The following is a 21,903-nucleotide window of genomic DNA, read 5'->3' on the forward strand; positions in this document are numbered from 1 at the left end:
ACAACCGAGAAGTATTATTATTTTATTTTCGGTCAGATGGTTAAAAAAGCTCATGCTCAAAAAATATTCTTTTTAGTTACTATTTTACTGCTATAATTTCTTCCAACAATTCGGCAGCTCTATTATTACCTCCCGCATCTATAAAAGATTGTTGAATCTCTTTAGCCGCTTTTTTATATGTAGGATTGTATAATAGCTCATCTACTGCATGTTCGATATCTTTAACGCGCATACGACTATATTTAATGCGAATACCACAGCCGTAGTTTTGAATAAGTTGTGCTGTATGCGATTGATCGAAGGCCATTGGAATAATGAGCATAGGTATACCATTCATAAAAGTATCGCAAGTTGTATTTAACCCTCCATGTCCGATTACAACATCTATATGTTTTAATAATTCCGATTGAGGCACATATCCTTGCACTATAAAGTTATCAGGCCATTCATCCAATATGTTAGGATCTGCAGCCGCTATAACAGTAACAGGCTTATCTTTTAACGCTTCAATCATGCGGCTAAAGAAATCTTTCCGACTTTGTACCAATACTGTTCCTATCGAAATGTATATCTTAGGACGATCTCCCATTGCCTCAAGCTTTTTCCAATCGAATGGAGTATTATCCGGCCTTCCTGTCAATGCTCCTATAAACTTCATATAAGGAGGTACAGATGAATCATCTAACCCACAAAATAACTGTGAGGTATAGTACATATTTAATAATTGGGATTGAACAAACTCTTCATCTCCATCTATACCAACAAAACGTTGTAAATCGATAACTGATTTGTGTACCCATTCCGTAACTTTAGGTGCACTTTGAGGGTCATTTAAAGCATTCGGTGTAATAGGCGTTATAGTGGCAAATGAAATATTCTTTAATCGAGCGGATAGCCCACCAACAAAAGTAATACAATCATTTACTATGACATCGGGTTTATATTGCTCTACGATCTCATTAAACTCGTCTATCATCATTTTAGCAAAAGGAATATAGGTATCTTCCAGCCCTAATTTAAGAGCTTCAAGTGCCGGCATATTTGCTCCTTTATTTTGCAGCAAGATTATTTGTTCTATCTCCTTTTTATTTTTACTCTCTGTCTTTTCCATATAGAAGTACTTAGCTCCAGACGGAAAGAGTTTCATATTAAGTGTAGTCATACCAGCCCAAGCAACATCATGACCTCTTTCTAAGAGAGTGCCGCCTATACTTAATGTTGGATTTATATGCCCCCAGAAAGGAGGAATTACAAATAAAAATTTTGACATTTAATTCTGTTTTGAGGTCATAGACCAATTTGTTTTGTAAGTATGTTTTCTAATAACTTTACAGCCTTAGTGACGCCTCCGGCTTCTTCGAATGATTTTTGGACTGTTTGCGCATTCTCTGAATATTTCTTATCATAGAGAACTTTGTTTACAGCATCTTTCAATTGCTGTGCCTTAAATCTATTGAAGTTTAATCGTATTCCTGATCCGCTATCTACAACTGTGCTTGCAACATAGGATTGGTCATAGGCAACAGGTAAAACAACCAGAGGCTTGGCATATGACAACGCTTCACAAACAGTATTGTGTCCTCCGTGACATACGACTGCATCCATTAGAGGAATAAGTTTTAGTTGTGGAATCTGTTTGCAAACAATGAAATTATCAGGGATATAATCAAACAATTCAGGATCAGAAATAATTACAACTCCCATCATTTCATTTTCGAAAGCTTCTGTCACTTTCCTTAGAAACTGTTGTTTGAGGCTGTGATCAAATGTTGTTCCTATTGTGACTAGTATTTTGGGACGATTGTTCATTGATTGAAGTTTACACCAATCAAAATCATCGGTAAAATCTCCTCTATTGATTACTGGACCTATAAACTGGTAATAATTATCTAAGTCAGATTCTCCAAATAGTTTCTTAGACGTATATACAATTGTAAGTAATTTGGAGCAATCTAAACGCTTATCACTATCAAGACCTACACTCTTTTGAAACTTTATAATCTGGTCTCCTTCCCATACATGAATCATCGGTAAAGCTTCGTTTACCTTTATTGCCGCCGGAGCAGTTACAGATGTTACATAAGGTATATTCTTTTGTATTGCTGCTACTGCTGCTGCAAATATCTGATGATCATTAATAATGATATTAGGTTTATAAGCATCAATAAGTTTTTTTATACCATCAAGCATACCCATATTCATGGGTGTTAATACGTCATCATACAAGAATTTTAAACTATCAAGTCCATAAACAGCTTTCTTTCCTAGTTCCAGAATTTCATTTTTTATCCGCTCTTTCTCGTGTTTGTTTATATCAGTGTCGAGTAAAAGAAATGTGCCTCCGTTGGGTATTCTTTTTTCTAATTGAGGGTCAATACTTATCCATGCCACTTCATGCTTGTTTTTAAGCAATTCAGCCCCCAACCCTAAAGTAGGATTAACGTGACCTGTAAGTGGCGGAACAATAAATAAAAATCTGCCTTTCATTTCATAAATTCTAATAGTTTCTCAATAATCCATTGTGGTTTCTGGATAGGCAAGTTATGGTCTCCACGTCCTTCCAGTAAATATGAATTTGGAATGATCTCTTTCAATAGATTTCCGGCTAATAAACAATCCGAATCAGAACCATATAATAATAAGGTTGGTACTTTAATAGGATTGTTCGATAATATATCAAACAAATTATTATCTATATCAAAATCTTCCTTAATTGAAGTATGGTTGAATAAGTATTCATAGAGTTTTCTATTCTTTTCAATCTGCCTTTTTCCGGGCTGTAAAGATGTAGACTCAGCATAGTTATTCAAATACTGATCTATAAATTTATTTCCATATTTCTGGAGTACTTCAGGAGCATCACCTTCATCCGGCTTGGGAGACTCTATCAGGCTTAGTTTTTCCACCCTATCAGGATAAAGCATTACCGTTTTTAAGGCTATAAGACCACCATAGCTGTATCCAGCCAAGTGTACTTTCTTTAAATTCAGAAAATCAAGTAGAGCTATCAAGTCATCAGACATCGCCTCAAGATTATATCCACAGTCAACACGTTCACTCATACCGTGGCTTTGCAAATCATATAATACAATATGAAAGTGCTTAGCCAGTTCGGGTGCTATGTTAAAGTAAAATACAGACATGTTGGTAAACATACCATGAATCATTACAATAGTCTGGGATGCTTCAGAGTTCATTTCCAATAAATGAATTTTTTTGTTATTTATCTGAATGATTGCCATCAACAATAAAATTTACAATATCTTTTATATTCAACTTTACAATCTGATCAAGATCCATTGCTGACAACCATTTTGTAAAGTCTATATCCGTCCCGTATTTCACTCTAACTTTTTCAGCAAAAGCTACTAGTTCAATACTATCCATCTCCAGATCTTTTGTGAAATTACTATTTTGAGTTATATCAAGTTCTTCTGCTATATCTGCACCTATTATATCTGAAATAAACTGATGCAGAATATTAAACACCTGGTCTTTTTCATCTTTTAGCATTATTGTGTCCATCCTATTATGTAGTTTTTATATTTAAATATCCTTATTTCACAATCTTCAATAAAAAGAATGTCTTCATTTATTCTTTTTACTTCATATCGTTTAGGGTTTCCTTGAAGTCCAACACCTAACATTTTTCCATACGCTTCTTTTGCTACCCAAAAACGAGTGCTCCATTCTGCGATATCCTTGTCCTTGATCAATTCGAGTTCGTAAGGAGTGAATGAAATTTCTAAAAAGTCTTTTGTTCGTTCCTCTATTGTTTCAATGTCGATACCAACAGGTTTTTCGGAAACAATACTCACACTGGCTCCGTTTTTGTGGGCTAAAGAAATCTCTAATCCTTTTGTTTCTTCTAGACCATACACATCAGGTTTGCCATGATCATCATATTTTATAAAGTATTCAATGGGATATGTTAATTTATCACACTTACTCTGAACATACCACCTTAAACTATCTTTAAGTGCAATCCTGCTAGTAAGATAATCTTTCCGCTTATTTAGAGGCAGAGAAGCTTGTCGTTTCTTTTCGGGCTGATTCAGGTATCTTTTTCTAAGAAATTCCAAAACACCTGTCTTATTATATATACTTTCTGATAAGAATACTCCGGGGACGATTTGTTCAGCTATAAAATTTTTTCCGGGATTCAAAGTCATTTCCCATAACAAATTGTCAAACTCAAATCGTCTGTTTTGCCAACCTTTAACAATACACCACACTTTACCATCTATTTTTAGCACCATTTCTGCTGTCGTAAAGTCTTTATCAATAGTTTTACTCAAACAGATGCATTCAAATAATCCTTCTTGATCATGCATATCTTGATAAAAAGTAATTTCCTGAACTTTTACTGGAAAGGTTATATAGTTTATGTCTAGAATAAGATGTAAATACAAACCATAAGTTTGTCCCATATTATCGAGAAGAGAGCCTTTGCCTGCCTTTTTTCTTATATAAGATCTTATACCTTTTTCTGTGACATTTGTAACCTTTTCTATTCCCTGATATTCAATCCCATGAAACATATACTTTTCATAGATTTGCTCTGGTGTAGGTAATGGTCTGATATCTTCTCCCAGATCAATATAATCTTCATAATATGAATCAGGCTTAGAAAATGAGTTTCTTAATGTAACCTCCCCCGATGCATAATTCTTGATGTTTAAAGAAAGTAACTCTTCGGACTTCCACACACCATTTATTTTCTGTTCAAAGGGTGTATGAACTTCCATCCACTGATAAACACTGATAGGTCCAATTCTTACAATCTTTTTTGACAAATCCTGTCTATGTGCAGCTTCAGCAATCAACTCAAAGGTCATAGTCATTGGAATTACAGGATTTAAGTCTTCCACATAGTCCCAATTTGCCGGTTGCTTAACTAATGAGTGCCCTATTAGTGTAGGGTGTGTATCTAATGATACGTATAAATCTTCTTCAAATGACGTTCCTATCTTAGACCCATTTTTTATAACGGTAGGTTTTAAATCTTTTTCGATAAGGGACGAAATGGTATTTCTTTCTTTCAATAGTCCGGCTAGCTCCATCTGCATTTGTGATATCTCTTTCATATTCTCATTCAGGGCTGCCATTATCGGATGAGAAGTCTCCATTGTCAATGAGTCAATATCAACAGAAGTCTTTTTTTGCACACTACTTTTCATATGACTACTTAAAAGAGGAAAGTCTGATTGAAAGTCCATGAGCATCTGTAGATTCATTCCTTTTTTCTTATTCAGTTTCTCTACATTAAGAAAAGACATATCTACATCCCGACCTTCTATATAAAGCAATGCCATCACGCGTCTCAATTGTTCTAATGTTGTTCTTTGTGTACTCACCTCAGATATAGAGCTATAGGGTTTGTTTGCCAATATATCATCTACAAATCCGACAAGACTCCCTCCTCCAACCTGAATAAATACCCGCACATTTTCTTTATCATATAGCTTTTCTATAAGCTCTCTAAATCTCACAGTTTCTATAAGATGCTTGACTGATAATGCTTTAATATCATGAGCTTCGGTTGGATAAGGCTCCAATGTATTACTAGACCACATAGGTACACTCGGATCAATAAATTCAAGATGTTGGAACGAATCCTCAAGCAGGTGAAGCCTATCTTTTATGAAAGGAGTATGAAATCCAGATTGATATGGTAAAACCTGAAAGAAAATATCTTCCTGCCTAAGAGATTCGGACAACTTCTTAAGAGCATCTTCGGTAGCGCATAATAATACTTGATTCGGACAATTATCATTAGACAAGTAAAGATTAGGTATTGAGTCTAGATACTTCTTAACCCTCTCCCGCCCTACACTGACAGCAATAAAGAAAACGCCATCTATTTTATATTGACTCGCATCTAAGCAGTTGATAAGTTTTTTGATTGATTTACCTGATACCATACCTGATGCTTCCACGCCGAACCATTCACCTAAACTGTGTCCGACGTTCATATCTGATTTTATATTTAATGTCTTCAACGACATGTCCATTGCTTTGCTGATACGATACAATCTTAAGACATTGTCTATAATTTCACTTTCTGCTGATCTGTATTCCTCTTCCGGTAAAGAAAATTTAAAATAGTTGATCAAGCTCTCGATTTCAGGATTCACTCCGGGATCATAACCCGGATACATAAATGCAATCTTTCCTCCATTCTTTATAAGTGGTTTATTTGTAAACCAAATATCTTGACGTCCTTTCCATATTAAATCTTTTTCAATAAACTTTATAGCTTTTTCTATCCTATCAGGCGTTGGGTTGAATAGAACCAGACGGTAATCTCCATCCTTATTAATAGATGCTGTTTGTCCATTACGTAAAGTCTTTATCAAGGCATCTTTGGAACGTGCACTTATTGCTATTACCTTATCCTGAAATGGACTATCTTCTATACTAGTATTTAAAGATTGTTTTTCTCCGTATGCTTCTAAGATGACATGTGCATTTATTCCTCCAAAACCAAAAGCATTTACCCCAGCAATTAATGGGTACTTATTTTCATCCCAATCCTGTAGTTGCTGTACAGGTCTGAAACGGCTATTTTCTATACCCCTCAATGGCTGTTCGCAATGTAATGTTGGAGGAATTTTTCTAGTATACAGTGCTAGAACTGTTTTAATCAGACCGAGAATACCTGCGGCAGGCATAGCATGCCCAATATTAGATTTTACAGAGCCGATTAGTACATTCTTATCACATTCTTCTTTTGGGAATACTTCTGATAGAGTTTGTAACTCTATCTTATCTCCGATAGTTGTAGCTGTGCCATGTGCTTCTAAATAACCAATCTTAGATTTGTCTAAATCTCTACCAGCCCAGGCTGTTTCTATGGCAAGTTTCTGCCCCTTTACAGAAGGAGCCATAACGGCAACTCCTGATCCATCGCTACTCACGCCTACTCCTTTGATGACTGCGTAAATACGATCTTTATCTGCAATAGCCTTATCCAGCGTTTTTAGAACAACGAAACCGCTACCTTCACCAATCAGTAGACCATCCGCATTTTCGCTGAATGGACAGATACGTTGTTTATGAGATAGAGCTCCAAGTTGTGAGAAAATACTCCAAAACGGAGCATTATGACCAACATGAACTCCGCCTGCAACTGCAATATCACATCTTCCACTTTCCAGTTCCTTTACACAATGATCCAATGCAATCAAAGAGCTAGCGCAAGCTGCATCAACTACATATGAAGGCCCTTGCATATCTAATTTATTAGAAATAAGAGATGCTATAAGATTGGGTATAAGCCCGGGCATAGAATCCGCTTGATAACGCCCTCGTGACGCTTGATACTGTTCTTTTATTTTGTCGAGTTCTTCATCAGATAAATCGGGCAATGCTTTTTTTACCACTTCTGTTATTTGATGACTGACATGAACAATATCCATCGCTCGCCATATAGCAGATCCCACATACGCTCCTTTTCCTATTACCAATGCGCATTTCTTTAAGGATATATTTTTTTCAAAGACCGATGCATCTTCCAATGCTTCATAAACACATTTTAATGCTAAGAGATGTGCCGTATCCATTCCTTCTACAGCCAGTGGTAGGATAGAAAATTGGATAGGGTCAAATAATATATCAGGAATAAAGCCACCACGTTTGCAGTAGAAGCGATCTACAGCCGGAGTCTTTGTGTCATCAAAATATCTAGGATCTAATCTATCAGCAGGAACATCCTTAATACAGTCCACCCCATTGATAAGATTATTCCAATACTCAGTGTAATTACTTGCTTCAGGAGCAATACAAGACATCCCTACTATTGCTATATCTTTCTTGTTTTCCACTTCTGAATCAATTATTTAAAAAGCTTTTTACATCTTCTGATCCACCCATCACCAGTATATGATTCTCTTTTCCATATTTAAGCTCATTTACAAAATATTCAGCTCCTTTCCTCAGAGGAATCAACGAAACCCCACGTTTCATGAACTCAGCTTCTAATGTGTCATTTACCATACCTGTTCCTTTCCAGGGTCCCCAATTAATAGTGAGTATTCTGGCTTCAACTTTATCATTTAAGATTGGAGCAATATAATCGAAGACACTGTTTGCTGAAGCATAATCAGATTGTCCCTTGTTCCCATAAGATGATGCCACGCTACTGAACATTACAAATAGTTTTAGGTCGGAACGTAATTCATCCAGTAAGACATGCAGTGGAATGACTTTGGTAGAATACACTTTATCAAAAGATTCAAAAGTTTTATGTATAAATAATTTATCGTCCAACAAGCCTGCAGCATGAAATATCCCGTCTATTCTGTTATAGGTATCATATGTTTTTTTTATAAAACCTCTCAGTGCTCCTTCATTTTTTATGTCTAAGGATATATATGTTACTTTCGCTCCGTTTTGTTCTATTTTTGCAACATTTTCATTTATCTGATTCGTCTTGAATATCTTTTGTACTTTCTTTTCTATTTCGCCGGGAGATTTCAGGTTTTCTTCAGTGATCAGATATTTACGTATCTTGTCCTTTGAGTCCAACGATTTATACTTATCAAATTCTTTTGTAGGAGTGTCTGAACGTCCTACAAGAATATAGTTACATGGATATTCTTTTGACAGTTCGCTAATCAACTCCGGCGTAATCCCCTGTGCTCCTCCAAATACCACAATTACAGCATCTTTGTCGAGAGAAAGATGAGAACTTCCATTTTCAATAAGAGTGACAGGTTTAGAATTTACAAAATATCTCTTATTATCCTTATAGATTATTTCTGTATAGGTATCATCTTGTGTTAATAATTCATCTACTACTATTTGGGATAAAGAATCTGATTCGAAGATAGAATGTGATACTATTGCCCGGAACGTAATTGTTGGGAACTCATGTGCAAGGCTCTTTATCAGCCCTGGGAAGCCTTGAATCTCTTTCAACTTAGATACTCCTTCGGTGCTTTTAATATTTCCAAGTACATCACTGAATGTATACACCCATTTGATCCTAGCAATATCTACATTCTTGATCATACTAAACACTTCTTTGATACTGTATTTCCGAGGTGATACCGAAGAGTTGAGTATCACTAGCCCATCATACTGAGAAAGATTCTCATCTCCTTGTATCAAGTCAACAATAGCTCCATTTGCCTCCATTGCTATTTTAACCTTTTGAGCATATTCACCATTGTCATCCGTAAGGGCAAATCGCTTTCCTTGTATCTTATTATTTTCAGAGTTTAGGGTTGTTTCTTCAAGTTCAAAACTCATTCTTATCAATTCATCTGCAATGGTTTTATTATCTTTTACTGTTATCTGCTCAACTTGAATTGTTTGCCCTGTTTGAGACTGGGGTATAGAATCTTTATTCTCAACACCATTAGCCAATTCTTTTATCCAATCAATTAATCCATTAAGAGTTTTTACTGAAGCTAGTTTTTCAATTGTATCATCAGCATCCTCAATACTACCGGATATATTAAGTTTTTCTCTCAATGAGCCTATAATCTCCATGCGTTTGATAGAGTCAATACTGAGATCTGCTTCCAAATCTAGATCCAATCCAAGCATATCCGCTGGATAACCAGTTTTTTCACTAACGGTTTCAAGAAGCAAAGCCCTGATATCATCGATTGTTATGGCTTGAGTTGGAGTAATAGCAACAGAATGAACTACATCTGGCACAATTGCACCTTGTGTCTGACTTATACTTGAGTTGGCTAATTCCTTAATCCAGTCGATCAAACCATTAAGAGTTTTTACAGAGGCAAGCTTTTCTACTGTATCTTCTGCATCCTCCATACTCCCTGATATGTTAAGCTTTTCTCTCAAAGCACCAATAATTTCCATTCGTTTGATAGAGTCTATACTCATATCTGCTTCTAAGTCTAAGTCAAGACCTAACATTTCGATCGGATAGCCCGTTTTTTCGCTAACAGTCTCGAGCAATAGGCCTTTAATATCGTCTATAGATAAGACTTGTGTTGATCTTTCAGCAGATTTAGGCATTGACGCATTTATTGCCACAGGTTGTTGTATTTGCTCTACCTGTTGTGAAACAGTGCTTACCGGTAAGACCTGTACTTGCTGCACGGGGATTATTCGTGTTGGAGTTGATATATTACTGCTAGGAGTATATCCCAAATAGCCGAGCATGACATCACGCTGGCTCTGCATCATCATTCTCATACTATCCAGATACTCTAATATTACTTGATCTGAAGAAGAAAGTCCTGAAGATTGATTATTATTGGGGTTATTAACCATATTTTTTAAGTTCATTATAGGTTGTGTTATTGGGTATGCACCTGTCGAAGGCATTCGTCCATCAGAAGGTATAGCATTGTGTCCATTTATATGCCATACAATAGGACTCTTTTTGTATTGTTCAGGCTCATCTATATTTACGATAGATGTATTGCGGTTTTCAAAGAGTTTTTCAACGTCAACAGATTTACCTGTCGACAAATATTTTGCAATAGTATGTAATATGAAAGTTACGCCATTGAAACTTTTATTTTCTGTTTCAAAAGCAGATACTTTATCCCCTAATATGGATTGTACAAGTCCAGTAAGAACTCTACCGGGTCCAACTTCGATAAATATACGTGTACCTTCATTGTACATATTTTCAACTTGCCGGGTAAAATGTACAGGTTTGATAAGGTGTTCCGCTAATCGATTTTTTATTTCTTGTGTTTCTATCGGATAAGGTTCCGCTGTTGTATTAGACCATACAGGCAACCTTAGTGTTTTAAAGTCAACCTTTTGCAACACGTCGCCGTACAGATCTCTTGATTTATGTAAAAGAGGACTATGAAATGCACATGCTACATTAAGCTCTTTATATGCAATATTTTTATTACTTAGTTTTCGCATAAAAGAATTAATTCCTTTGGTAGAACCAGCCAGTACAATTTGTTTCGGCGAATTGAGGTTCACAGCCCACACATCCTTTTCACCATCCAATAGGGCAATTATCTCTGTTTCGGAGAGACTGACAGCTATCATTTTCCCTTTATCCTCTTCTATTGCATCTAATATAGATAAAGCTCTTTTACGACTTAATGGCACTAGTTCCTCGGCATCAAAAGCACCGGCAAAACATAAAGCCGGCAACTCTCCATAGCTATGACCTGCCACCATATCAGGCACAACTCCTAATGATTTAAGAAACTCAGCGAATGCAAAATCTACAATTCCAAGTAATGGCTGAGCATTTTGTGTATCGGTGATAACTTTCTCTTGCTCTTTACGCGTTTCTTCATCGAAGGCTGAGTAAGGAAATAATATCTTCTCATATTCTTTATGCTTGGTAAGTAAGCGACGCATTGCGGGAAAGGCAACAAACATATCGCGAGCCATATTTACTCTTTGACTCCCTTGTCCGGAAAACATAAATGCAACCTTTCCTTCTTTCACCTTTTTTAAATAAATCCCATATTCTTCTTTTTCTAGAAGAGCTGTATCAATTCTATTCTGTAATTCTATGCAATCACTTGCAATTATTGATAGTTGAACTTCTTTTTGGCTGTGTAAAGCTAAACTGTAAGCTATATTTTTAATATTGATTGTATTATTGTAGCTCAACAGTTCTTTTACTTTCTGTAATTGCTGTTTAGCTTCTTTTAGTGAATCCCCGCGAAATACAAATAGTTCTGATGGCCATAGAGGTAAACTGCTATTATGATCTTCTTCACTTTTATGATTCTCCATCACTACATGAAAATTAGTTCCGCCAAAACCAAATGCACTGACTCCGGCAATTCTTTTCTCACTATCCCAATATCCCGAATGTGAATTAAAGACAAAAGGACTACTGTCTTTATCGTAATAAGGATTCGGTTTATTAAGATGTAATGTAGGCGGTTGGACTTTGTAGTAAATAGATAAAGCAGTCTTGATGACGCCTGCAATACCTGCTGCACATTTAGCATGTCCTATTTGCGTTTTTACAGAACCTAGCAATGTTTGACCTTTGACCGCTCCTGATTCAAGAAACATATCAGTTAATGCCCTTAACTCCGTTCGATCCCCTACTACCGTTCCCGTACCATGAGCCTCTATCATTTCTACCTGTGATGGTAAAATCCCTGCATTTTGATAAGCTCTTTGCAATGCTTTTATCTGTCCATTTCTGTTTGGGGCAGTCATTCCCAGGCTTTTTCCATCACTACTACCTCCCATTCCTTTGATAACGGCATATATCTTATTTCCATCACGTTCGGCATCAGCTAACCGTTTCAGGACTATAACGCCAATGCCTTCCCCCAAGGCAATACCATCGGAATCTGCATCGAATGAAGCAGAATAACCTTTACGGGATAATGCATGCGTACATGAAAACATTAAGAAGTCGTTGATCCCGTTATGTAAATCGGCTCCACCTAAAAGTACCATATCAGAGCGTTTGGAGAATAATTCCTGGCATCCTAAGTCCAAAGCAGCAAGAGACGATGCACATGCTGCATCTACTGTATAGTTACGTCCCCCCAGATTTAAACGATTGGCGATTCTACCTGATATCACATTTGATAATACTCCGGCAAAAGAATCTTCATTAAGACGAGGCAGGGAATTTTTTAATATATCTGGTAATTCTCCAAAAACCTGTTTTGCATAGCCTCTGAAACCATAACTTGCCGCTAGTTCTGTTGCTCCTTCTGCACCGAATATAACGGAAGTATTTTCTAAATCAATTTCGGACAGGTTTTCATATCCTGCATCTGTTAAGGCTTGCTTAGCAACCAAAAGGCTCAGTAATTGTGTCGGTTCTATAGACGCAAGTGATTGAGGTGTCATTCCAAACTCAAGAGGATCAAAGTCTATCGATGGAATAAATCCGCCCCATTTCGAGACCACTTTATCTGTATCAGTAGAGTTTGGATCATAATATAGATCTTTATTCCAGCGACTATCGGGAACCTCAGTTATACAATTTTTGCCAAGAACGATGTTTCTCCAATATTCTTCAATATTATGCGCATCGGGGAAAATACCCGAAATTCCTACAATCGCTATATCTAATGGTTGTGTATTTGATGTTGGCAAAGCAATATCAGGAAGCTGAGAAAGCAGTTCGTTATTATCTACAGCTACATGCTTATGCAATTCATCCAGAGTTATTTCCTTCTGATTGAGAGCTGCTATTTGTCCTATCATATAAAGCCCTTTTTCTTTTTGCTCCTCGTCGTTCAATTTTACAAGATCTGTTCCTATACGTTCAATGCCTTTTGTTGCAATTCTCGAACGACCAAGGTTAAGCTCCTCTAATCTGATCCAAATTTCTTTACTATCCAGATTTTGTTGCTGTAGTTTTTCTTTTTCCTTACCGAAATATTCTGTAAATGGAGATTTTAGAGATTGTGTTTCTTGTCCCGGGGCTGCTTGCAGAATAACTGTATCATTTTCTTCAATCGCCAACTTTTGGAATTCAGGGAGGATGGCTTTTGTCTCTACAGCCTCTTTTGTGTACAGATACGAAGACCCCATTAGTACCCCTATTTTGGCTCCTTTAGCATCGAGTGTAGCAGACATTATAGATACGAATGCAGAAGAAAATGCGTTATGTATCCCACCCGCAAAAAATACACTGAATGCAGACAGGTTATCTTCTTTTAGTAATCTGTATATCTGTCTTTCCCATAAGATAAAGCTGGAAAGAGGACCTATATGTCCACCACTTTCACGCCCTTCGAATACAAAGTTCTTCGCCCCTTCTTTAAGAAATATATCTAACAATATTTGAGATGGAACATGAATAAAAGCTTTAATACCTTCTTTTTCAAATGGTTTTGCCAAAGCTGGGCTTCCTCCGGCTATCAGTACCACAGGAGGTCTGTACTCTAATATATATTTTGTTTGCTCTTCGCGTTGTTTTGTAGGTATAAAGCCTAGCAGTCCTACTCCCCATACTTTATCGTTGAGTAACCGACTGGATTCTGCTATCAGGTTGCGGGCAGCATCTCCGGTTGTCATACTCATGGCAATAAAAGGTAATGCTCCCGCATCAGCTATATTACAAGCAAATTCGGGAACATCGCTTACTCTGGCCATTGGCCCTTGTGCTATTGGGTATTTTATACCTAAACTTTTTGCGAGTTTACTATCAGATTTGATTGTTTGCAGTCTTTTTGCTTGCTGTATATGACCGTATATAGCTTCATAAAAGCTAGAAACAAATGTGTTAAGGTTTTTATATTTTTCTACAAAGTCAATAGATAATGAAATATCTTGCCCTATAGGTAATATATTCTTATTAATATCTAATCCTCCCAATAATGGTATAACATCCAAATATTTAGTATTGACAGGTAATTTAGGAGAATTTTTCCTCAACAATATTCTGAAATTGTCAATTACGGTAGTTTCACTTCCACTCAGTTTACTAAAAATATTTTTCTGATCTTTGGTTAAACCGCATTCAGGAAATAAGGAAATCTGACTATCCATAATAACCCCCTTAGCCCCTAAAGCCAAACAAGCGGCAGAAGTATGTATACCGACTCCGCCTTGTATATAAATATTTATTCCTTTATTTAAATATTTATCCGCTATACTTTGGAAAAGGATGAATGAGGACTGAGCTGACACTTTTCCTGTTCCTTCATTTCCTTTTACGATAATATTACTGATACCGCTATCGACTACTCTTGCAGCTTCATCTAAAGAATCTACCTGACATAATTTTTCTATATTTTCGCTTACTGATATATTCATACCAGCAGGAAAAATCACTCTGGTTACATTTGGTGGAAGGTCTAATTTTAATGAAGTCTCATCTACAAAACAAACCCCAAAAGATTCAGTTGTAGATTCACTCATGATATCTAAGGATTCTTGTGCTTTTTGCAGATTCCTACCAAGATGCAATACGGGATATGCACCGGTCTTGATCGTTTCTAAAGCTAAAACAGGATTTGGTATCTCGAAGGGAGATACGATTAGTAGCTCTTTGTAGTGTTGCATTATTAAATAGTTGTAGTTTGTTTTATATGTTTGTCTTTCTTGTTTTATTATCTAATCTATTGCATATATATATTTCTCTTTAAGTTTATGTATTTGCCAAATATAAATTATAACAGCTAATATTGTTGATGCAACATCAGCTAATGGTATTGAAATCCATACCCCATCCAATTGAAAAAAAAGAGGTAAAATGAATAACAGCGGTACTAGAAAAAGGAATTGCCGTGTTAGGCTTAAGATGATTGCTTTCGTAGGCATTCCTATAGATTGGAAAAAATTAGAAATGACCATTTGCCAACCACTAAGAGGTAATACAATCGTTATTATTTTTAAAACTCTAGAGGCTTTACTTGCCAATGTAGGACTAGGATTAAATGGACTGACTGCAATATCTGAAAAGAGTAATCCACCCATCATACCGAGAAATCCGATACCGACACCGGCTTTTATTGCGTGATTTACTGTAGATATTACCCTTTCTATCTTGTTCGCCCCATAATTGTACCCAACGATGGGTTGCATTCCTTGTGTTAAACCAACAATGATGAGTACAACAACAAGATTTAATCTATTGGCTATTGCATATGCTTCTACAGCGATGCTGTCTCCGTAAGTACTTAACCTGTTATTTATAAAAAAGACTACAATGGAAGCTGCTACTTGCATCAGAAATGGAGAAACCCCGACACTCATTATAGCCCATACAATTCTTTTATCCAGATTTAACTTATGCTTATATAGTGTTAATGTATTATTTCTATCAAGAAAATGAATCATAAAGATAACGAAGGAGCTAAACGCGGCTATTGAAGTGGCAATTGCAGCACCTCTCATCCCCCATTCGAATATAAAAATGAAAATAGGTGCAAGTATAATATTTAGAATAACACCAAGCAGCATAATATACATTGCTTTTTGAGGATAACCCGAAGCACGCATAACACTGCTCAATACGAAGCCTAAATTAAGGAAAATACAACACGGCAGATAAAAGATTAAGAACTCGCGAGCAAAATTATAAGTATCTTTTGTTGCTCCGATTATATGTAATAGTGGATCGATAAAGATATAAGTCAGAAGAATGAAGAATCCGGTTAACAGTATTGTCAAAACAAAAGCGTTTCCTAATACTCTATCTACCTTATATTTGCAACCTTCACCCATATAAATAGCAACACGAGTGGCTGCACCTGTACCGACGAATGCTCCTAATGCAGTAAAGAATGTCATTATAGGAAAAATGAGCCCTAGCCCACCAATGGCATGATCTCCTAAATTAGGCCCATGTCCAATATAGATACTATCCACAATATTGTAGATGGCAACAACTAAGGAACCGATAATAGCCGAAATGGAATATTCTCTCAGTAGTTTTGTTATTTGTTCCGATTCTAATCTATTTTGTATAGACCCCATTATTTTATCTGATTACTAAATGTTATCCAGGCAAAACATTAGTAATGTATGTAAAGTCAATGTTAAAGAAAAAGATATTTATAGTCTCAAGCCACAAACTTATATAAATATATTTTACTAAACAAATAAAAATAATTAACGAACAAAGAATAAAGCCCCTATCAATTATCTGAGAAGGAATCTAAATATATGAAATTTATTGTTTTTCAATTTAAGGACATTACGTCTACTTTCTTTTCTTGTAGATGTAAAAACATTAAAAGAACTCCTCTCTCACCAGGATAAATAGATCAAGTGAGAGAAGAGTAATTCGGATTTTGTCTTATATGTCTAAAAATATTAAATGAATAGATTTACATTCGCATTTTCTGCTCTATCAAGATAAGCGGCAACACCACCAATCGTAATATTATCTATTAATTCCTCTTTTTTTATACCCATTACATCCATCGACATAGAACATGCAATAAATTCTACACCATTATCTAAAGCCTGTTGCATAAGGCTTTCAAGGCTATCTACATTTTTATTTTTCATGATGCTACGCATCATTTTACTACCGATGCCTCCCATATTCATTTGAGATAGGCCTAGTTTTTTGCTGCTAGATGGCAACATCATGCCAAACATTTTTCCCATAAAGTCTTTTCTTACAGCAGGCTTTTTCTCCTTTTTTATAACATTAAGCCCCCAGAATGTAAAGAAGATACTTACTTTTTTACCTGTAGCTGCGGCACCATTAGCTATCACAAATGAAGCTAAAGCTCTATCCAAATCGTCACTAAATACTATGAGTGTTTTATTATCTTTAGCGATAGCTGATGTGGTGCAAGAAGCGTCTTCTTTTGCTATCTTTTCTACAGTAGCAGTTATTACCCCACCCGAGTTATTCATGCTTATCAGTTTTGCGCCAACCATACGACACCAGCCATTTAAGTCTTCACCAAAAGCCTGATCTGTAACACTGATTTCGAGGCGGTCACCAATATTTATTTGATCGTAGTTTTTCTTCAACTGCATGATCGGGCCAGGACACTGTAATCCACAAGCATCTATTTTGATTGTTTTAATTGTTGCACTTTCTTTATTTTCCATTTCTCCATCATCTTTAATAAGTGTATCACAAAGTCCTTCACTCGTTGTATTATCAGCAATAGCACAAGAGTAAGTTCGATATCCTCCCGAAAGATTATAAACGTCTGTATAACCATGTTGCATAAGAATCCGCGAGGCAATATATCCACGTAATCCAACAGCGCAATAAACTATAATCTTTTTATCTCTTGGTATTTCATTTAGACGACTTCTAATCTCATCGACTGGTATGTTAATAGCTCCTTCGATATGTCCAAAATCATATTCTTCCTTTGTACGTGAATCTATGATCATAGCTTCTGTTTTATCTACATTGGGGATGTCTCGCCATTGGATAATGTTTACTTTCCCTTTTAAAATATTCTCGGCTACAAATCCGGCCATATTTACGGGGTCTTTGGCTGACGAATATGGTGGGGCATAAGCATGTTCTATTTCCTGAAGGTCATAAATTGTACCTCCTTTTTTTATAATCTGAGCAAATAAGTCAATACGTTTATCAACCCCATCATAACCCACCACTTGAGCTCCCAGCAATTTACCATCTTCAGGAGAAAAAATTATTTTAATAGATAATGGTAGTGCTTCAGGATAATAGCCTGCATGGGAACTTCCGTGCGTATATGATGATATATGTTCTATTTTTTCTCTATTTAGTAATTTTGAAGAAGCTCCTGCTGCTGCGACAGTCAAATCAAAAACCTTAGCAATAGAAGTTCCTATAGTACCATTATATGTATACTTATTGCCTTCCAAAATATTATCGGCTACGATACGAGCTTGTTTATTCGCTGGACCGGCTAGTGGAACTAAAGTATGTTTATTAATAACCGGATTAAACACTTCTGTAGCGTCACCTAGAGCATATACGTTACTATCTGATGTTTGCATATAATCATCAACCTTGATGCCTCCCATAGAGCCAAGTTGCAAGCCTGCGTCTTTAGCCAATTTTACTTCGGGACGAACTCCAATGCTTAGTATAACCATATCTGCAGTAACACTTCCTCCACTTTCCAATCCGACGTTTATAGCATCCTCAATTGATTCGAACTTTGCAACACCCTCCTCGAGTAAAAGAGATACATTCTTTTGAATAAGATGTCGGTGTACAATAGAAGCCATAGAAAAATCGATTGGAGCCATTACTTGGTTACTCTTTTCAATCAACGTTATATCTAATCCTGCATCATGTAGATTTTCCACCATTTCAAGACCTATAAAACCCCCGCCTATTACCACAGCTCTTTTGGGTTTATGTTGGTTTATATAGCTTTTTATTTTATCCATATCAGGCACATTCCTTAATGAAAAAATACGATTGTCCTCTATGCCCGGCATTGGAGGTTTGATTGGCTCTGCTCCTGTCGATATTATTAGCTTGTCATAACTTTCTGCATAATCTCTATTAGCTGCAATATCATGAACTCTTATTGATTTATTCTTTAGGTCAATTCCGGTTACCTCCGATTTTACTCGGATATCTATATTGAAACGATTGATGAAACCATCTACTGTTTGTACAAACAACCTGTCACGTTCACTAATTGTTCCCCCAATATAATAAGGAAGTCCACAGTTGGCATATGATACGTACTCTCCTCTTTCGAACAGTATAATCTGAGCATTTTCGTTCATTCTTCTCAGTCGTGCAGCTGCTGTTGCACCACCTGCCACACCTCCAATTATCAGTATTTTCATAATTTATATTATAAATATTTGTTATTAGCAATTATATGATTAAAAAATTATTCTGATATTTCTACCAGTTCTTTTATCAATGCAGATAAATTAATTTCATGTTTCATCATTTCTTTTATTTTGTTTCTCCCTTCCTCTGTCAAGGAAAAGATCATTTGTCTTTTATCTATTGAACCCATTTCTCGCAATATATACCCTTTAGTTTCTACAGTATTTATTATACGTGATACTCTGGAATTAGATAACCCCACAAATTCGCAAAGATCATTTGCTGTTCTTGGCTTCTCATCCTTCATACAACATAAAACCATACCTTCATTAATAGTTATGTTATTCTTTTCGGCAAACTCTTTTTCGAAAGTATAAAGAGATTTATATATATTTTTTAGCTTACAAATTGACTCCATAAAATACTTGCTATTGGAAAATATTTGCAAAGAAAAATAATATTTTTTGATTGACAAAATGTATATGAATAATATAGATTCTATGATTCATTTCAAATATGCTTTATTCTGGAAAAAAGATTTCCAAGCACATCAAAAAGTAAATTTATAATCAAAAGTTGTATTTTCTAAATTTAATTATTCATCTTTATATCATATAATTACAGAATTATATATTTTTTTAATGTTAAAATATCAAAAACGTGTAACCTTTTTTTATTTTTAGCGACATATATAGTAAATGTTTCTAGATATAATTTTATGAAACTTTATTAAAATTTAATTCTGTGCGACAGTAGGTTCTTCAAATATAATAAACAACAGCGAACGTGATAAGAATAAATAGTTTAAACAAAACTTATTGGGGAAAATCACCTTTACATGTATTGAAAGGGATTAATATGGACGTGGAAAGAGGAGAGCTAGTCTCTATAATGGGAGCTTCCGGCTCAGGAAAATCCACCTTGCTAAATATTCTCGGAATTTTGGATACCTATGATACCGGAGAATATTACTTGGATAATGTTCTAATCAAAAATCTGAGTGAAACCCAAGCAGCTGAGTTGAGAAATAAGAAGATTGGGTTTATATTCCAGTCCTTCAACCTGATTACATTCAAAAATGCTGTAGAAAATGTAGCACTACCGCTATATTATCAGGGAGTTTCTCGAAAAAAACGTAATAGTATAGCTATGGAATATCTGGATAAGATGGGAATCGCATCGCATGCAAGCCATATGCCGAATGAACTCTCCGGAGGGCAAAAGCAGCGTGTCGCAATTGCCCGGGCTCTAATAGCTCAACCTCAGATAATACTGGCAGATGAACCTACAGGCGCTCTAGATAGCAAGACTTCTAGAGATGTGATGCAATTACTTCGACAGATCAATAACGATGATGGTATAACTATGCTTATTGTAACCCATGAGCAATCTGTGGCTGATGCTACAGATCGAGTTATCCATATAAAGGATGGAATTATAGGTTCGATAGAAGTAAATGAGAACCCAGTAATAGCAATGTAAACCCAGATTACTTATGTTTGATTTTGATTCTATACGCGAAATATTTTCTACTATCGGCAAAAATAAGTTACGCACTTTTTTAACCAGTTTTGCAGTAGCATGGGGTATTTTTATGCTTATAATATTATTGGCTGCAGGTAATGGGTTGAAAAATGGTGTTACTTCAAACTTTTCACGCAGAGCACAAAACTCTGTTACATTGTGGCCCGGATGGACTTCAATGGCTTATAAAGGGCTTCCGACAAATAGACAAATAAAGTTTGATCAAAAAGACTATGATCTAATACGAAATAAGATACCCGAGGTCGAATATGTCTCTGTTCGGTTGAGCCAAAGGGTAACTTTATCTTATGAAAAAGAGTATGGTTCGTGGGATATAGATGGAGTGTCACAGGATGCTTCTATTATCAATAATCTGAAAGTTGCGAATGGAAATGGCCGATTTCTCAATAAAATGGATGTTGACAATCGCCGCAAGGTGATAGTTCTCAGCCCCGATATGCAAAAGGTATTATTTAAAGATAAAGATCCGATAGACCAATATGTGATTGCTGATAATAATATAGCTTATCAGGTGATTGGGGTTTATGATAATGAAGATATCTATGACAACAACCCTCCAGGCTATATACCTTTCACAACAGCTCAGATGCTCTATAACAAAGGTTATGGTTTTCGCAGGATTGATTTTACCGTAGTCGGATTGTCAACTAAAGAAGCAAACGAGAAATTTGTAGAAAAGCTCCGCCAACGAATGGGAACACTCCATAATTTTGACCCGGCTGACAGATCTGCATTGTATGTTCGCAATACGGCAGAAGACATGTTGGAGGCACAAAGCATATTCTTTATTATCACTGCTTTTATCATTGTCATCGGAATTGCTTCATTATTAGCTGGAATTGTTGGTGTAGGAAATATCATGCTTATAACGGTAAAAGAACGCACTAAAGAAATTGGTATTCGAAAGGCAATAGGAGCTACTCCTTTCTCTGTTCTCAAGCTCATTATTTTTGAATCTATACTGATCACTACCGTAGCCGGCTATATTGGTATAGTTATTGGCGTAGGAATCACTGAAGGTATTAGCACAATTATGGCTAATGCGCCATCCGATGGTCCTTCAATATTCAAAGATCCAACAGTAGATTTGTCCACTGTAATATGGGCAACAGTGGTTTTGATTGTCGCAGGAACAATTGCCGGTCTTATACCTGCGCTGAAAGCAACAAAAGTGAGCCCAATAGAAGCGATGAGAGCTGAATAAT

Annotated in this window: 11 protein-coding genes; 2 read left to right on the forward strand and 9 right to left on the reverse strand. The window is 36.0% G+C overall.

Going from position 1 to position 21,903, the window contains the following annotated elements; translation table 11 throughout:
- Nucleotides 1–79 precede the first annotated feature (79 nt).
- The 9 genes from HMPREF9456_RS15170 to HMPREF9456_RS15210 form a co-directional block, all read right to left on the reverse strand.
- On the reverse strand, nt 80–1,270 hold the full coding sequence (locus HMPREF9456_RS15170; protein ID WP_006844443.1) for a glycosyltransferase: 1,191 nt from the start codon (nt 1,268–1,270) through the stop codon (nt 80–82).
- A 17-nt stretch (nt 1,271–1,287) separates the two neighbouring features.
- Nucleotides 1,288–2,487: a glycosyltransferase gene (locus HMPREF9456_RS15175; RefSeq protein WP_006844444.1), complete on the reverse strand. Its 1,200-nt coding sequence runs from the start codon at nt 2,485–2,487 to the stop codon at nt 1,288–1,290.
- A complete protein-coding gene (locus tag HMPREF9456_RS15180; RefSeq protein ID WP_006844445.1) occupies nt 2,484–3,242 on the reverse strand; it encodes an alpha/beta fold hydrolase in 759 nt (252 codons plus the stop codon). The genes HMPREF9456_RS15175 and HMPREF9456_RS15180 overlap by 4 nt, the downstream gene beginning before the upstream one ends.
- Nucleotides 3,220–3,525 (reverse strand): phosphopantetheine-binding protein, encoded by a 306-nt coding sequence (locus HMPREF9456_RS15185; protein WP_006844446.1) that lies wholly within the window; start codon nt 3,523–3,525, stop codon nt 3,220–3,222. Before HMPREF9456_RS15185 ends, HMPREF9456_RS15180 begins: the two co-directional genes overlap by 23 nt.
- Entirely contained in the window at nt 3,513–7,826 is a 4,314-nt protein-coding gene (locus HMPREF9456_RS15190; protein WP_006844447.1) for a type I polyketide synthase, read from the reverse strand. Before HMPREF9456_RS15190 ends, HMPREF9456_RS15185 begins: the two co-directional genes overlap by 13 nt.
- Before the next feature lie 7 nt (nt 7,827–7,833).
- Nucleotides 7,834–14,952: a type I polyketide synthase gene (locus HMPREF9456_RS15195; RefSeq protein WP_006844449.1), complete on the reverse strand. Its 7,119-nt coding sequence runs from the start codon at nt 14,950–14,952 to the stop codon at nt 7,834–7,836.
- Nucleotides 14,953–15,003: 51 nt separating this feature from the next.
- Nucleotides 15,004–16,368, reverse strand: a complete 1,365-nt coding sequence (locus HMPREF9456_RS15200; RefSeq protein WP_006844450.1) for an MATE family efflux transporter — start codon at nt 16,366–16,368, stop codon at nt 15,004–15,006.
- Between the two features lie 339 nt (nt 16,369–16,707).
- Nucleotides 16,708–19,164, reverse strand: a complete 2,457-nt coding sequence (locus HMPREF9456_RS15205) for a DsrE/DsrF/DrsH-like family protein (protein WP_006844451.1) — start codon at nt 19,162–19,164, stop codon at nt 16,708–16,710.
- A 47-nt stretch (nt 19,165–19,211) separates the two neighbouring features.
- Nucleotides 19,212–19,571, reverse strand: coding sequence for a MarR family winged helix-turn-helix transcriptional regulator (locus HMPREF9456_RS15210; RefSeq protein ID WP_006844452.1), 360 nt, complete (start codon nt 19,569–19,571; stop codon nt 19,212–19,214).
- A gap of 368 nt (nt 19,572–19,939) precedes the next feature.
- Between HMPREF9456_RS15210 and HMPREF9456_RS15215 the strand changes: the two genes are divergently transcribed.
- Both HMPREF9456_RS15215 and HMPREF9456_RS15220 read left to right on the forward strand, forming a co-directional pair.
- Nucleotides 19,940–20,635: an ABC transporter ATP-binding protein gene (locus HMPREF9456_RS15215; RefSeq protein ID WP_006844453.1), complete on the forward strand. Its 696-nt coding sequence runs from the start codon at nt 19,940–19,942 to the stop codon at nt 20,633–20,635.
- 13 nt (nt 20,636–20,648) lie between these two features.
- Nucleotides 20,649–21,902, forward strand: coding sequence for an ABC transporter permease (locus tag HMPREF9456_RS15220; RefSeq protein WP_006844454.1), 1,254 nt, complete (start codon nt 20,649–20,651; stop codon nt 21,900–21,902).
- Nucleotide 21,903: the final 1 nt, after the last annotated feature.

It is taken from the genome of Dysgonomonas mossii DSM 22836, from assembly GCF_000213575.1.
GTDB lineage: Bacteria > Bacteroidota > Bacteroidia > Bacteroidales > Dysgonomonadaceae > Dysgonomonas > Dysgonomonas mossii.